The organism is Paenibacillus sp. YN15 (assembly GCF_003285005.1).
Classification (GTDB): Bacteria; Bacillota; Bacilli; order Paenibacillales; family NBRC-103111; genus Paenibacillus_AR.
In genome coordinates, this window is sequence record NZ_QMFA01000032.1 from 1 (window position 1) to 14,107 (window position 14,107).

12 protein-coding genes and 1 other annotated feature are annotated in these 14,107 nt (G+C 57.2%); of the genes, 9 read left to right on the plus strand and 3 right to left on the minus strand.

Translation table 11 applies throughout. The features are described 5' to 3' along the window. The first annotated feature begins 443 nt into the window (after window positions 1–443). Window positions 444–759: a binding site (T-box leader), on the plus strand. 426 nt (window positions 760–1,185) lie between these two features. The 5 genes from DQG13_RS21555 to DQG13_RS21575 all read left to right on the plus strand — a co-directional run bounded on the left by DQG13_RS21555 (window position 1,186) and on the right by DQG13_RS21575 (window position 7,272). Next, window positions 1,186–2,733 carry a 2-isopropylmalate synthase gene (locus DQG13_RS21555; protein ID WP_113022046.1) on the plus strand — a complete coding sequence of 516 codons (1,548 nt, stop codon included), beginning with the start codon at window positions 1,186–1,188 and terminating at the stop codon, window positions 2,731–2,733. Window positions 2,734–2,797: 64 nt separating this feature from the next. Further along, entirely contained in the window at window positions 2,798–3,634 is an 837-nt protein-coding gene (locus DQG13_RS21560; protein ID WP_113022049.1) for a ligand-binding sensor domain-containing protein, read from the plus strand. A gap of 184 nt (window positions 3,635–3,818) precedes the next feature. Then, window positions 3,819–4,685 (plus strand): DegV family protein, encoded by an 867-nt coding sequence (locus tag DQG13_RS21565; protein WP_113022051.1) that lies wholly within the window; start codon window positions 3,819–3,821, stop codon window positions 4,683–4,685. A 284-nt stretch (window positions 4,686–4,969) separates the two neighbouring features. Continuing rightward, the gene (locus DQG13_RS21570) at window positions 4,970–5,968 is read left to right on the plus strand and encodes an inorganic phosphate transporter (RefSeq protein ID WP_113022054.1); all 999 of its coding nucleotides are present in this window, start codon (window positions 4,970–4,972) and stop codon (window positions 5,966–5,968) included. Window positions 5,969–6,165: 197 nt separating this feature from the next. Further along, window positions 6,166–7,272, plus strand: a complete 1,107-nt coding sequence (locus DQG13_RS21575) for a thioredoxin family protein (protein WP_181592906.1) — start codon at window positions 6,166–6,168, stop codon at window positions 7,270–7,272. 21 nt (window positions 7,273–7,293) lie between these two features. Here DQG13_RS21575 and DQG13_RS21580 read toward each other — a convergent pair whose 3' ends face one another. Together DQG13_RS21580 and DQG13_RS21585 are read right to left on the minus strand one after the other, a co-directional pair. Beyond that, window positions 7,294–8,091, minus strand: coding sequence for a GNAT family N-acetyltransferase (locus DQG13_RS21580; protein WP_113022058.1), 798 nt, complete (start codon window positions 8,089–8,091; stop codon window positions 7,294–7,296). Between the two features lie 178 nt (window positions 8,092–8,269). After that, window positions 8,270–8,467 carry a DUF4177 domain-containing protein gene (locus DQG13_RS21585; protein ID WP_113022145.1) on the minus strand — a complete coding sequence of 66 codons (198 nt, stop codon included), beginning with the start codon at window positions 8,465–8,467 and terminating at the stop codon, window positions 8,270–8,272. Window positions 8,468–8,678: 211 nt separating this feature from the next. Here DQG13_RS21585 and DQG13_RS21590 point away from each other — a divergent pair, with 211 nt between their 5' ends. From DQG13_RS21590 to DQG13_RS21600, 3 genes are all read left to right on the plus strand, one after another. Continuing rightward, window positions 8,679–9,377, plus strand: coding sequence for an ABC transporter ATP-binding protein (locus DQG13_RS21590; RefSeq protein WP_113022060.1), 699 nt, complete (start codon window positions 8,679–8,681; stop codon window positions 9,375–9,377). Window positions 9,378–9,437: 60 nt separating this feature from the next. Then, complete coding sequence (locus DQG13_RS21595) at window positions 9,438–10,682, plus strand: ABC transporter permease (protein ID WP_113022062.1); 1,245 nt, start codon at window positions 9,438–9,440, stop codon at window positions 10,680–10,682. Window positions 10,683–10,783: 101 nt separating this feature from the next. After that, window positions 10,784–11,278: a hypothetical protein gene (locus DQG13_RS21600; RefSeq protein WP_113022064.1), complete on the plus strand. Its 495-nt coding sequence runs from the start codon at window positions 10,784–10,786 to the stop codon at window positions 11,276–11,278. Window positions 11,279–11,500: 222 nt separating this feature from the next. Here DQG13_RS21600 and DQG13_RS21605 read toward each other — a convergent pair whose 3' ends face one another. After that, entirely contained in the window at window positions 11,501–12,499 is a 999-nt protein-coding gene (locus tag DQG13_RS21605) for a glycoside hydrolase family 130 protein (protein WP_113022066.1), read from the minus strand. 501 nt (window positions 12,500–13,000) lie between these two features. On the opposite strand from DQG13_RS21605, the gene DQG13_RS21610 reads away from it, so the two are divergent. Then, complete coding sequence (locus DQG13_RS21610) at window positions 13,001–14,104, plus strand: sulfate ABC transporter substrate-binding protein (RefSeq protein ID WP_113022068.1); 1,104 nt, start codon at window positions 13,001–13,003, stop codon at window positions 14,102–14,104. The last annotated feature ends 3 nt before the right edge of the window (window positions 14,105–14,107 follow it).

Consider the following 14,107-nt stretch of genomic DNA (forward strand, 5'->3'; position numbering starts at 1 on the left):
TCCCATTATTTCCAAATTAACCTACGTTGAAGCAAACTGGATGTCGGTTTCGTTCATTATAACTATCTCCCAATCTGTACAGGCTGAAGAGGGAAATTGTTTTCCGCTATTTCTGCTGCGCGGGCCTCTGTGAGGGGAAGACTGTCGGCTAGTGCAGCAAGGTAAGGGCGCGCGGTTCTCCTGTAACCTGAGCAAAGGGGATAATGGACGAAAAGGAGCAGAAAGGCGCAGAAAGGAGCGGAATGGAGGGGCGGGGCAGCAAAGCAGTTTGGCAGAAAGGGCAGGACGATGCAGCTTCGGGAGCCGATTCGGATGCTGCCGCCTGAGCCAAAGGGATAATGGGCGAAAAGGCATCAGGCGGGCATCAGGGGGAAGCAGGCAGGGTTGACAGGGTTGACACCCTCCGGCAACTATGCTAAAGTTATGAGAAAATTCTCATAACAATACACGCTAAGAACGGAAACAGTACGGGTCGTTCACACCCTCAGAGAGCCGCGGCAAGGTGCAACGCGGCGGGTGACCGCCTGGAAGCTCATCCGGGAGCGGCGGCATGGAAGCCTTCAGCCGGCAGCATCAACGCCGGGAAGCCAGTATATGCCGACGGTTCATCCCCGTAACGGGATGGCGGGATTATGGCAGCAGAGCCATAATGCCGCACAGAGCGGATTTGCCCGGCGCCTCGCTGATTGCGTGCGGATGGCGGCAGGGTCAAATCAAGAAGAGTGGTACCGCGACGGTTGCAAGCCTGTCGTCTCTTCCCCGGAGGGGGAAGGGCGGCAGGCTTTTTGGCGCTTTGCACCCGCCGCTCCCCCTCCAATTCTCCAGTCCCACGAAGATTCCAGTCTAACTGAATACCCAGCAAACGTTGAGACCGGGAGCGGGAGCCCCCGACGCCTTACAGAGAGCCGCGGAAATGGTGCAACGCGGCGGCGTTCAAGCTCCTTCCTCGCCCGTGAACGGCCGCATGGAACACAAGTACATGCGGACGGCCTTGCCCCCGTTACCGGGCACGCAGCGGTTCCTCCGCTGCGACCAAGCGGGTCCGGACCAACACCGGACCAAAAAGAGTGGTACCGCGACAGGAGAACATGGCCTGCCGTCTCTTTCAGACATGAAGGAGACCGGCAGGCCTTTTGGCGTTGCGGCGCGCAGAGAAACCAACATTTTTGAGGAGGATGACCCACTATGGAAAACCGCAGAATCCGCATTTTCGACACCACCTTACGCGACGGTGAGCAATCGCCGGGAGCCAGCCTGTTTCCGGAGGAGAAGATCCTGCTGGCCCGCCAGTTGGAGAGACTGGGCATCGATACCATTGAGCCGGGCTTTCCCGCCAGCAGCCCCGGTGATTTCCGCGCCGTCCAGGAGATTTCGCGAATCCTTGCCCGCCCCGAAATTTGCGGCTTTGCCCGGGCGGTCAAAGGCGACATTGACGCAGCTGTCCGCGCCACCCAGGATGCCAACAGACGCAGGCTGCACCTGTTTATTTCCTCCTCCCAGATCCACATGGATTTCCAACTGAAAAAAAGCCGGGAGCAGGTGCTGCAGATTGCCCGCGATATGGTGGCGTACGCCAAGCAATTTGTGGACGTAATCGAATTTTCCCCCATGGATGCCACACGCTCCGGGGATGAATTCCTCTATGAGATGCTGGAGGGGGTTATTGCCGAAGGGGCCACCATTCTGAACATTCCCGATACAGTAGGCTACGCCCTGCCCGAGGAGTACGGCAACCTGTTCCGGCGGGTGCGGGCCAATGTCCGGGGCGGCGACAGGGTGGAGTACAGCGCCCATTGCCACAATGATCTTGGCCTTGCCGTAGCCAACAGCCTGGCGGCCATTGCGGCGGGAGCCACCCATGTGGAGGTCAGCGTCAACGGCATCGGCGAACGGGCAGGCAACTGCTCTCTGGAGGAGCTGGTTATGGCGATTGCTACCCGGGGCAGGGAGAGCGGCCTCTCCACCGGCGTCGACCTTTCGCAAATTTATGAAACCTCCCGGATGGTCAGCCGGATTATGAACCTGCCCATCGCCTACAACAAGCCTATCGTCGGGCGCAACGCCTTCCAGCATGAGGCGGGGATTCACCAGGACGGCCTCCTGAAGAACCGGAGCACCTACGAAATTATGGACCCGGAGAAAATGGGCATTCCCCGGGACATGATCGTGCTGGGCAAACATTCCGGGCGCCACGCCCTGAAGCACCGTCTGGAGCGCTACGGGGTGATCATGGAGGGGGAGGAGCTGGCCCGGTTTGCCGAGCAGTTCAAGCAGGAGGCGGACGCCTATAAGGTGATTTCCGACGCGCATCTGCTGCGGATTCTCGACAAAACTCCCGGCGGTGCCGCCGGACCTTTCTCCATGATGGATTTTCAAGTGGTGTCCAACCACCGCAAAGCCAAGGTGGCCTCCGTCACCCTCCGCAACAACCGTTCCGGTGAAGAAACCACCTTTGCCGCCGCAGGGGACGGACCGGTGGAGGCCATTGTGGCCTGCTTGAGGCAGGCGGTGGATTTTCCGCTGGAGCTGACGGATATGGAGATTCACTCCCTGTCCGCTTCGGAGACTGCCCAAGGGGAGGCGCAGATTACGGTCCGCACCGAGGATGACCGGACATACCGGGGCAGCGGCATTCATACGGATATTCTGGCGGCGGTGGCTGAAGGATATTTGTCGGCGCTGAACCAGGCGGTGTCGGCCCGGGAAGAGAAATTGTCAGAAAAGATTTGTTGACAATGATAATCATTATCAATTAACATGGAGGAAATGAATCCCTCGTGAAAAGGAAAGATGCAGGATGCTTACCAATCACTCGCTCCTCCATGAGCAAAATCAGCACGGACTGCTGCTCACCTCCGTTGCCGCAGCCGAAGACGGGAGGCTGTACGCCTCCGCGGTGAATGAAGGCATCTTCCGCATCGACAGCGCAGCTGCCTGGGCCCGGCTTCCCCATAAGCTTCCGGCGGGCGTCACCGTCAACCGGCTGGAAGCGGAGGACGGCTATATCTTCGCCTGCACCGAGCAGGGGCTGTTTCAGCTGCGGGAGGACGGCTGGCGTTCCACCAAGATTACGGTGCCCTGCTACCGGCTCAGAAGCAAGGGCGGAGTCCTCTATGTAGCCGCAGGCAACGGCTTGTGGTACCAGTTCAACGATAACTGGGTGCGGACCGGCTACTCCGAAGAACCGGTATTCGATCTGTTTATGACGCCGCAGATGATCTTTATGGCCCGTTCGTCCGGCATTTCCCTGTTTGACCGCTACAACCAGTCCTCCGAGGACTTCAAATTGAACAGCTCCGTGTCCAGCCTATGTGTGCTCCACGGCTATCTGCTGGGGGCCGACGGATTGGGGAATCTGATTGCCGGGGATAAGCGGGGCCGCTTCAACACCCACCACTACAAGGGAATCCGGATTTTTTCGCTGGAATCCTGCGAGGGACGGATTTATGCCTGTACCAGCCGTGGGCTGTACCAGGTATTGTACTGGAAGAACCAGTTCCACCTTTGCTCGGCCATTACCGGATTTCCGGTGACAGATGTGGCCTTTGACAAGGATAACCTCTATCTGTCCACCTATTTTGAAGGGCTGCGGATTCTGCCCAGGCGCCGGGGCAATATGTCCGGCGAAGCCTGATCCGGATGCGCTCCCTCTAACTGAAGCATAAACCGGAAAACCGGGCTTGCCCGGTTTTTTTTGGCGTGGCGGCAGTCTTAAAGAGAACGGTTCCAGGATTTATGAAAGGCTATTTCGCTTATGCGCGGGTTTAGTGTACAATTGAGGGGACGAACGCGCATGACGAGGAAGGAGAATGGATTGAATGACCGTCAAAATTATAACCGACAGCGCTGCCGATCTTCCCAAGGAACTGGTGGCACAGCATGGAATAGAAACGCTCCCGTTGATGGTTTATCTGGATAATCAGGAATTCCGGGACGGGGAGACCATGAATCCCAAAGAAATGTTCCAGGGCATGCGGGAGGGCAAGGTTTACAAAACGGCCCAGGTTCCACTTCAAATCTTCCGGGAAGTGTTCCAGCGTCATGCAGAGAACGGCGATTCATGCATTTATGTGGCATTTTCCTCCGCATTGTCAGGGACCTACCAGTCCGCAGTGCTGGCAAAGAATGAAATCCTGGAGGATTATCCCGACGCAAGGCTTGAGGTGATCGACACCAAGTGCGCATCCATGGGCTTCGGCCTGGTGGTGCTGAAGGCGGCGGAGCTGGCTGCACAAGGCAAAAGCCAGGAGGAGATTCTTGAGGCGGTCCGCTTCCATGCTCTCCATATGGAGCATATTTTCACAGTGGACAATCTGGAGTATCTGTACCGGGGAGGCCGGGTCAGCAAAACTGCCGCTTTTATCGGCGGGCTTCTGAACATCAAGCCGGTGCTTCATGTGGAGGACGGCAAGCTGATCCCCATTGAGAAGCTGCGCGGCCGGCGCAAGGTGCTGGACCGGATGGTGGCGATTATGACGGAGCGGGGAGTGAGCCAGGACCAGCAGGTGATCGGCATTTCCCACGGGGATGATATCGAGGCCGCCCATAGCCTGCGGGAGATGATCCGCGAGCGCTTCGGCTGCAAGGATTTCATCATTTCCCAGATCGGCGGGGCGGTTGGCGCCCATTCCGGACCGGGGACGCTGGCTCTTTTTTTCCTGAACCGGCTGAATCCGGCTACCTGAGATTGTACATATACCCGTCTGAAGAACCCTATGCGCCCGGCAAGCTGGGCGGTAGGGTTTTTTTACGTTCTTTGAAGGACCGCGGATGGAATTTCCAAGGGTTAGATATACTACAAATATTATGGTGAAAAAATAAACATTTTGTTAATATTGGCTGAAAGTTTAGGGTGAAAGTTGTCGTTTTGTTTACAAAATCTTAATACAAGGAGAGCAAATTATGATATGATGGCAAATGGAGCATGTGACGGCTTCTGTTAGATTTTAAGGAAACGTTCAGGGGGATTATTGTGACATTCATTATTATTATTGTTGCCTTGGCCTTGTTGTTCGACTTCATCAACGGTTTTCATGATACGGCCAACGCTATCGCCACTGCTGTGTCCACCAAAGCCCTTTCTCCGCGAGTAGCCATTTTGATGGCGGCGGTCCTCAATTTTGTCGGTGCGATTCTGTTTGACGGTGTCGCCAAAAATGTAGGCGGCAGCATTGCCGACCCGTTCCACATAAGCAATGGCATGGAGATTATTACGGCCACGCTGATCTCGGCCATTGCCTGGAATCTGATTACCTGGTACTTCGGTATCCCGTCATCCTCTTCCCATACGCTGATCGGTTCGTTGGCCGGTGCGGTTATCGCCGGTGCGGGCATGGATGCTCTTCACTGGGGAGGCTTCCAGAAGATTGTGCTGGGTCTGATCCTGTCGCCCTTTCTGGCCTTCGGCCTGGGTTTCCTCATGCTGGTGCTGATCCGCTACCTGGTCAAGCTGCTGGGCAACCGCAGCCCGGGCAAGGTCAACCGGAATTTCCGGCTGCTGCAGATCGTGTCCGCCGGCTTGCAATCCTTCTCCCACGGCGCCAATGACGCCCAGAAGGCGATGGGCATTATCGTGTTTGCCCTGGTAGCGGGGAATTTCCACTCGGATATGTCCGTCCCGATATGGGTCAAGCTGGCTGCCGCCACCTCCATGGCGCTGGGCACCTCCATCGGCGGCTGGAAGATCATCGAAACTGTCAGCCGCAAGATCATCAAGATCGAGCCGATGAACGGCTTTGCCTCCGACCTGACCTCCACGGTCATTCTCCAGTCGGGCACCGCACTGGGTTTGCCTTTGTCCACCACTCACGTCATTACCTCGTCCATCATCGGCACCGGCTCGGCCATCCGCTATAAATCCATCAACTGGGGTGTAGTCGGCAAGATGGTCATGACCTGGGTGATCACCATTCCGATTTCTATTGCCATTGCCTATGTAGTGTACCAGCTTATTTTTGGCTGGTTCTAAAGAAGGGGAGACTCCCGGGCGGTTGGCGTTTATAGCATCGTCCTTGTGCGGCCGGAGCAATCCGGTCTTTTTTGGCTTTTCGCCAACCCGCACCCGCTATCCGGATGAACCGGAAAAACGCCGCTAGCCAGACCGGCATAGTTTGGGGTATCATTCATATATCCTATTTTTTAACATATGAAACGAGGTGCGGGAAATTGAAATTGGCCAAAAGCTTGCTTGCTTTGCTTCTGCTGGGGGCGCTGGCTGCCGGATGCGGGGGCAAGGGGGAAAACGGGGAGTCGCGGGGCGCCAATACGGAGCTGGAAACGATACAGAACGGCGTGGTCCTCTATTACGACGACTCCGCCCAGTCCCAAAGCCTGCTCGGCGCTCTTACGGAGCTGTCCAAGACGGAAAAGTTCGACCTGGTGACTATTGATACGACCAAAGACAAAAGCAAGCTGGACAAGTATGAGAAGGACAATCAGAAGCTGGTGGACAGCTATAAGGAAGTGCGGAGCCTGGAGGCGGGATTGTCCAAGCTGAAGCTGGTTGGCAACGCCAACAGCAAGGACCAGCAGAACAATGTGATGCTCAATTACCGCAAGGCGCTGAATCTGGTCAAAAACGGCAAGCTGAATGCCGAGCAGGAGAAGGAATTGGACGGGCTGGTGAAGGATATTGCCGGCAAGCAGGAGCTGTCGGAGGCCGATCTGAAGAAGCTCCTGGACCTCCAAAAGGACCCGCGCCTGAAGGTGCCGGTGTACAGCTCCGTTGACGGGGATGCGGCGCCGGAGAAGCTGCCTGTGATGAAGGTGATTTACGAAGGCAACCACCGGACCTCCTATTATTTCGGGCAAAAGCCGATTCCCGCGGAAACCCTGGCCAATGCCGAGAATCTCCGCTTTTATTTGAAGGAGAAGGCCTGGATCAGCAACTTCCAGGATTCCAGCGACGGCCCCACGATTGAGAAGAAGCTGGAGAATAAGGATACCTTTGTGCTGCTGGTATGGGGCAACAGCTGTCCCCACTGCCATAAGGTGATGCCGGTGCTGGACAAGCTGACCAGCCAGACGGGCATCAAGGTGGAGCGGATCGATACCTTCATTGAAAGCAACAACAAGGCCTATGCCAAAATGGCAGCCTCCGGCAAATACGGGCTTACCGAGATCAAGTGGGTGCCGACCCTGGTCTACATCAAGGACGGCAAGCAGCAGGCCACCATCGGCGTATACGATTGGGCAGTGGAGAATGCCGCCTCCGACCTGGGCTACGATATCGACGAGTCCAAGATCAAGGCGTTTATGGAAAAGGCCAAGTAAGATAGGTACGGAGCGGACTGTCTACAGAAAGGTTACCCGCCAAGGGCAAATTTCCTCCATCCCTGCGCGGAGGTATACGCTCCTGGCCGCCGGATTGGTGTAGAACAAATAGGGATATTTCCCCTCCCGCAGCAGTTGGCCGAACAGCTCCGCCAGCACCTCCGCGGCGCAGCCCTTGTTCCGGAAGTCCGGGTGGGTGACCACCCCCGTGATCAGGGCGCTTTGCTCCCGTTCATGAAAGGTGGAGGCGGCCGCAACCATCCGCCCCTCCAGGCGCAGGTACATGATCCTGTCCGGGGAGGACACGAGCCTGTTCCACTCGCGGCTCACATATCCCTCTTCGTCCCCGGATAGGCCGCTGTATTCCTCCGCCGACAGGAGGAGCCGGTAATGCTCCCGGAGCTCCTCCTTGGCGGAGATGATTTCTGCGGCAAACCGTCCGTCCGGTTGGGCGGGAGGCAAAACCTGCTTCACCATTCCCAGGTGGGAAAGGGTGCTTTTGGACGTGTTGAAGTCCCGGCATATCTGTTGGACCAGCCTGTCAGGACCGGAAACTTTGGCAAAGGACAGCTGTCCCAGGATCTGCCGGTACCCTTCGGGGTCCCGCTCAACCGGACAATAGTAGGTCAGATTGCTGAAGTTGTTCAGCAGTAAAGAAACCAGCCGCCCTGACGCGAATTCCCCGAACACCATAAACTGCTCTCCCGCATATCCGTTCCACTTTAAATCATCCAGAAGAAAACGGTAATGGTCCGCCTCTTTCCCGAACAACTCAAGCACCCCGGCGTGATCTGCCGCCGTCAGCCTTCTGACTCCCATTTGGAAAAACCTCCGTATTTGTAAAAATCCGACCGCATTATGCCTGTACTCATCTTACCGGCGTGCGGAAGGGGCGGAAAAGGGGGAGTTTGGTTAAAGCGAAATTGCCCGGATAGCAAAGAACCCGGACCTTTGTGGGAGCCGGGTTCTTTTTTGCGAAAATGCAACGGTGGGTATGTTATGCCCGTCTCCGCTTAAAAATGCAGACTACCTCTCTGGAGGTGCCCTGACCCATGCTGGTATCGAAGGTGTTGACCAATTCCCATCCGAGGCGGCCCAGCCCATTAAGCTCTTCCTCAAGCTCGGGGAGATCAACCTTTCCGCCGAAAAAGCCTTTTGTTTCCACCTTTAGCGTCTTGTATTCCCATGTTTCCATCTGGATAATCCCCTTCCCGGTTGTGTTGACGAATATGGGTTTATACGGGAGCGGAGCCGCGGCGGTTTCAGCGGAACTGGCAAAGGCCCGGAAAAATTCCGGCTCGGAGCCTGGAGGTCCGGTCTTTTCCGGCCGGATGTGCCCGGCGCCCAAAAGCCTGCTATAATGAGACTGTTGATTTTACCGTATTGAAGGGATGGGTTGGCTGCCGATGGGCAAATTGAGGGTTCAAATTGAGGAAGCGGGCTATGAGGGCAGAAGCCGCGTGATTTCGGATATTGCATTTACGGTGGGGGAAGGGGAACTGGTGGGACTGATCGGCCCCAACGGCGCAGGCAAAAGCACCACCATCAAGGCGGTGCTGGGGCTTCTGAAGGATGTGAAGGGCAAGGTGGAGTTTCCGGGAGGCTCTCCCAATTACGCATACATTCCCGAGCATCCGGTGCTGTACGATGAGCTGACGCTGTGGGAGCATCTGCGGCTGGCGGCGTCGGCCTTCGGACTGGATGACGCTACCTTCGAGGAGAGAGCCAATGAGCTTCTGGAGCGTTTCCGGCTGACGGGGGCCAAGCATGATCTGCCCACGGGCTTCTCCAAAGGCATGCAGCAAAAGCTGATGCTGATTATCGGGTTTATCCATGAGCCTGAGCTGTATATTGTGGACGAGCCCTTCATCGGGCTGGACCCGCGGGCCATCAGGGAATTTCTCGAGATGCTGGATTCGGAGCGCAAGCGCGGCGCAGGCGTCCTGATGTCTACTCACGTGCTGGATACGGCGGAGCGGATTTGCAGTTCATTTCTGCTGGTGAATGAAGGCAAGCTGATTGCTTCGGGCGAGCTGCAGGACATCCGCGACAAATGCGGTCTGCCCGGCGCCTCCCTGTTCGATTGCTTTCATGCGCTCACCTAAGGGATTTGCCGTAAGGCAAAGCCGATATCGTAAGCATATGCAAAAAGGAGGCTGCGCAAGATGAGCAATATGCTGACGCCCCAAAAGGTGGCTTGGCAGCGGATTAAAAGCAATGCCGCCTTCCAGTACCGGGCCTGGAAAATGGCGGTGGACTGGGTGGTGGCCCTGTACATTGTGCTGCCTGCGACGGCGGTGCTGATTTACCAATATATCTTGTGGTGGGGGGCGACCCCCGTTTGGCTGGAGGCTGTGCCATATACGGTTTTTCGGGCTTATTTGTTCGTGGCGGCCATCACCGGCACCATCCGGTATTATGTGGAGGAGGCGGACCAGCTGTTTCTGGTTCAGCGGACCTCCTGGTTCCGCAAGCTGGTGGGTACAGGGACGGCTTTTTCCCTGACCGTAAGCGCACTGGTGCTGGCAGGGATGGGGCTCTTGTTGTACCCGCTGCTGCACAATGGCTATGAGGTAGGGCCGCTGGAGGCGGCGTTCCTTTTTCTCCTGACCTATCTGGTCAAAATCTATCTGATGCTGGGCAAGCAGCATCTGGAGCTTGTTGCCTCCGGCTGGAGAAGCGTGGCTATCCGAATTGTCGCCACTCCTGTGCTGGCCGCTGTGTTTGGCTACCTCACCCATTGGACGGCGGTTAGCCATCTGTATGCGGCGCTGATCGCTTTGTGTCTGGCAGCGCCTCTGTTCTGGCTGGTGCCCGCCCGGATTCGGGCCAGGGGCACCTTCTACAAGGATGCCCAGCGGGAGCGGGAGGAGCGGATGAAGCTGGCGGGGATGCTGATGAGCGCCGCGGGATACCGTGCGCCGAGGAAGACCCGCTCCAAGAAGAAGCGGCCGTTTCTGTTTCCGGCCTCCCGCAAGCTGTTTAAGGAGCGCACCCAGGAGAATGTGCTGGCGGAGTCCCTGATCAAGGGCATCCTGCGCAACGGGTCCAAGCTGAAGCTGGCGGGGATGCTGCTCTTGGCCGCCACGACGGCGGTGGCGGTTTGCCCCAACGGCACCATCCGGCTTATTGTGGGGCTGGCTACGGGCGCGCTGTTCGCCTGGATGGCCAAGTCCTTTGCCCGGGAAGCGGCGACGGAGGAATATGTGCGGCTTTTTCCGTGGAAGGACACGGTTCGTATGGAGGCCTTCTGGAAGGCGGGGGCCGGGCTGACGGCTCCGGTCTGCGCCTGGTTGGGCTTTGTATGCGGGCTGCTGAACGGTGGCCTGCTGTCGTCGGTGGTGATGCTGCCCCTAGGTTTTGCCTTCGGCTGGATGGCCTCCCGGATGTTTGGCATGAACGGGCTGTGAGGGTACGGTCCCTCTTTCCACGCTGTGCAAGAAATGGACGTTCCAGGGGCAAGCTAGGAGGGTGACCAAGACTGCATAAGGCGAAGAAAGGGGAACTTGCGATGCTGGCTCCCATCTATTTTCAGTTTGCGGATAAAAAAGCGGCGCTGCTGGCGTTGGACACTCTTCAGGAGCTGGGCTTCACCGGCCAAATGCTGGAGCACCGCCATCCCGAGCACAAGCCGGTGCTGGCCCTGACCATCCGCCAGGGAGACCTGGTGGCGGCGCTGGAAATCGCCCAGGCTCATGGCGGTATTCTGCTGGAGACGGCAGAGCGGCCGGAGCAGGAGGTATATACCAATGCGTATGGCCTTGGCTCGGAGGAGGGCATCTCCATTCCGGCCCACACTGTGACGGAGGACCTGCCGGAGGCGTATCTGGCGGGCGAGGCGGGGGCGGCCAGTCTGCCCCGGTACAAGCGGCGGGAGGATTCCCTGGCCGAGGAGGAAGCCTTGGTGGCGGAGAATGCCGCCGAGCAGTTCCGGGACCCGGGGCCGGGGTTGTTCGACCCGTCGGGAGATGACCTGGACCAGTTTAACGCAGGGGTCCATTTGTAGCAGGATGCAAAAAAGCCTTCGGCCAGCTGTTTTGGGCCGGAGGCTTTTTTCAGGTTGCAGACGCGGGGGCGGGCAGCAGGAGGAGGAGGCCGGGATTATCCGGCCTTATCCTGCCGTTAGCGGCAAAACGGTGCCGCTATCCGCCTGCGCGCCTGCAAAAAGGGCCCCTTAGCGGAAAAACATTTCCACTAAGGGGCCCCATACGCTGGCGAGCGCTCCCGCCTACTTCAAACAAAGGGCGAGCAGGTCATCCACATGGGCAGTGGCCAAACACTCCACCGTATCCGCCGCGCCGTAATAGATTTTGACCTCGCCGCTGTCCTCCAGGATCATGCCGCCGGGGAAAATCACATTGGTGCGGAAGCCTTCGTCCTTCTCGTAGACAGCTTCCGGCGCCAGCAGCGGCTCCCGGCTCATGCCGATAACCTTGTACGGGTTCTCCAGATCCAGCAGCATGATCCCGGCGGTGTAGCGCTTCTTCCAGGTGGCCTCCCAGCCGTTTTTGCCGCGGGAGGGGTCCCGGTCCACCGCATGGAACAAGGTCAGCCAACCCTTGTCCGTCTTGATGGGGGGCGCCGCCGGGCCCAGCTTGTCATTGGCGAAGGGAACCTGCTCCACCGCCAGCAGCAGCTCGGTGTTGCCCCAATATTTCAGGTCCGGGGAGTCGGAGATCCACATGTCGAAGCGGTCCTGCCCGCCCCGGCTGTACACCGGGAAAGGCCGCTCCAGCCGCACATAACGTCCCCCAACCTTCTCGGGGAACAGCACCATGTTGCGGTTATCCGGCGCGGTCATGGACAGGACTTCGAAGTGCTCGAAGTCGTCGGTTACGGCAATGCCACCGCGGACGCCGTGTTTGGTATCCACGGCAAAGCACATATAAACGCGGCCGTCGATCACCGTCAGCCGGGGATCATAGGTGCGCACAATCTCCTCGTCATTCAGGCCGAAGCAGGGGCCCGGCTGCACGTCCCACTTGATGCCGTCGTCGCTGTAGGCCAGGCCCAGATTGGTGGTGCTGCCCGGCAGCAGAGTTTTGTTAACGGGGTCGCCGTAATCATTGCGGAATACCATGACGTATTTGCCTTGGAATTTGGCTACGCCGGCATTAAAAACCAGAGCCGGGGAATAGGGCACATCCGCCGGGGCAAGGATGGGATTGGCGGGGTGCCGGACAATAACATTGCTGGATTTCAGTTCGCCGATCAAGGGCAGAGACATATGCGGTAAACCTCCTGGCAGATAGGATTAGGATTCGATAGAAAACCGGACACTCCGTGACATCTGGAAACGTTTTAATTATAAAGGGGAAGTCCCGTCGTCCGACCGTCGAATTTTCATTTTTTTATCCCGGAATTTAAGGTGGCGCCGGAAAACTTGGCCCAGCCCTTTAAGGGTGTTCAAAAAAGCGGGAGCTAAAGAAGGAACATCTGCCTAAGCTTTGGAATAAAATAGCATCGTTACTGCCCGGCAGCTATTGGCTGAATCATAAGATTTTCTTATGGACACTTCCAAAAAATAAAATAAAACTTCGCCCAAACCATTGACGAAATGGAAGGCGGGGTGCTAAAATGAGCACATTATTAATCATAGTAAATTTATAGGATTAATTATGATCTACCGGACCACCGGCGATCCTGCAGCAAAAGACGCGAATAATCCCGGTACATAGACGTACCGCAACACAAATGAATTGGACTTCAAGAAGGGAGAGAGACATATATGAAAAAGCAATTTTTAGTGGCAACGGCTGTATCGCTGGCATTGGTTGGGGTGCTGTCCGGCTGCGGTGGGAAGGAAGAGGAGGCCTCTGCAGGGGCGGCCAGCACGGCAGCGACAGCGTCCGCAGGCGCAGCAGCCTCTCCGGAAGCCAGCAAGGCTCCGGCGCCCAAGGCGGTGGAGCTGACCAATGTTTCCTATGATCCCACCCGCGAGCTTTATGAAGCCTACAATAAATCCTTTGCCGACTACTGGAAGCAAAAAACCGGCCAGACGGTGACCGTGAAGCAATCCCACGGCGGCTCCGGCTCCCAGGCCCGCAAGGTGGTAGACGGTCTGGAGGCGGATGTGGTTACCCTGGCCTTGGCCTTTGACATCGACTCCATCGTGGAATCCGGCCAGATTAAGGCAGGCTGGCAATCGGAGCTGAAGGACAACAGCTCGCCCTACACCTCCACCATCGTATTCCTGGTGAAGAAGGGCAACCCCAAGGGCATCAAGGATTGGGACGATCTGGTGAAGCCCGGGATCAGCGTCATTACCCCCAACCCGAAAACCTCCGGCGGCGCCCGCTGGAACTACCTGGCCGCCTGGGCTTACGCCAGAGAGAAAAACAACGGTGATGAAGCCGCCGCCAAGGAGTTTGTCACCAAGCTTTTCAAAAATGTGCCTGTGCTTGACTCCGGCGCCCGCGGGTCCACTACCACCTTCGTAGAGAAGGGCATCGGCGATGTCCTGATCGCCTGGGAGAATGAAGCCTATCTGTCCCTGAAGGAATTCGAGGGCAAATTTGAAATCGTCAACCCGTCCATCAGCATTCTGGCTGAGCCTCCGGTAGCCATCGTGGACAAAGTGGCCGAGAAGCGGGGCACCGCCGAGGTGGCCAAGGCTTATCTGGAATACTTGTACACGGAAGCGGGCCAGGAGATTGCCGCCCAGAACTTCTACCGTCCGCGTCTCGAATCGGTGGCGAAGAAGTACGCGGATAAATTCCCGACCATCAAGCTGGTGACCATCGACAAGGATTTTGGCGGCTGGACCGAAGCCCAGAAAACTCATTTTGCCGACAACGGCATATTTGACCAAATCTACAAGCCTTCCAAGTAACGC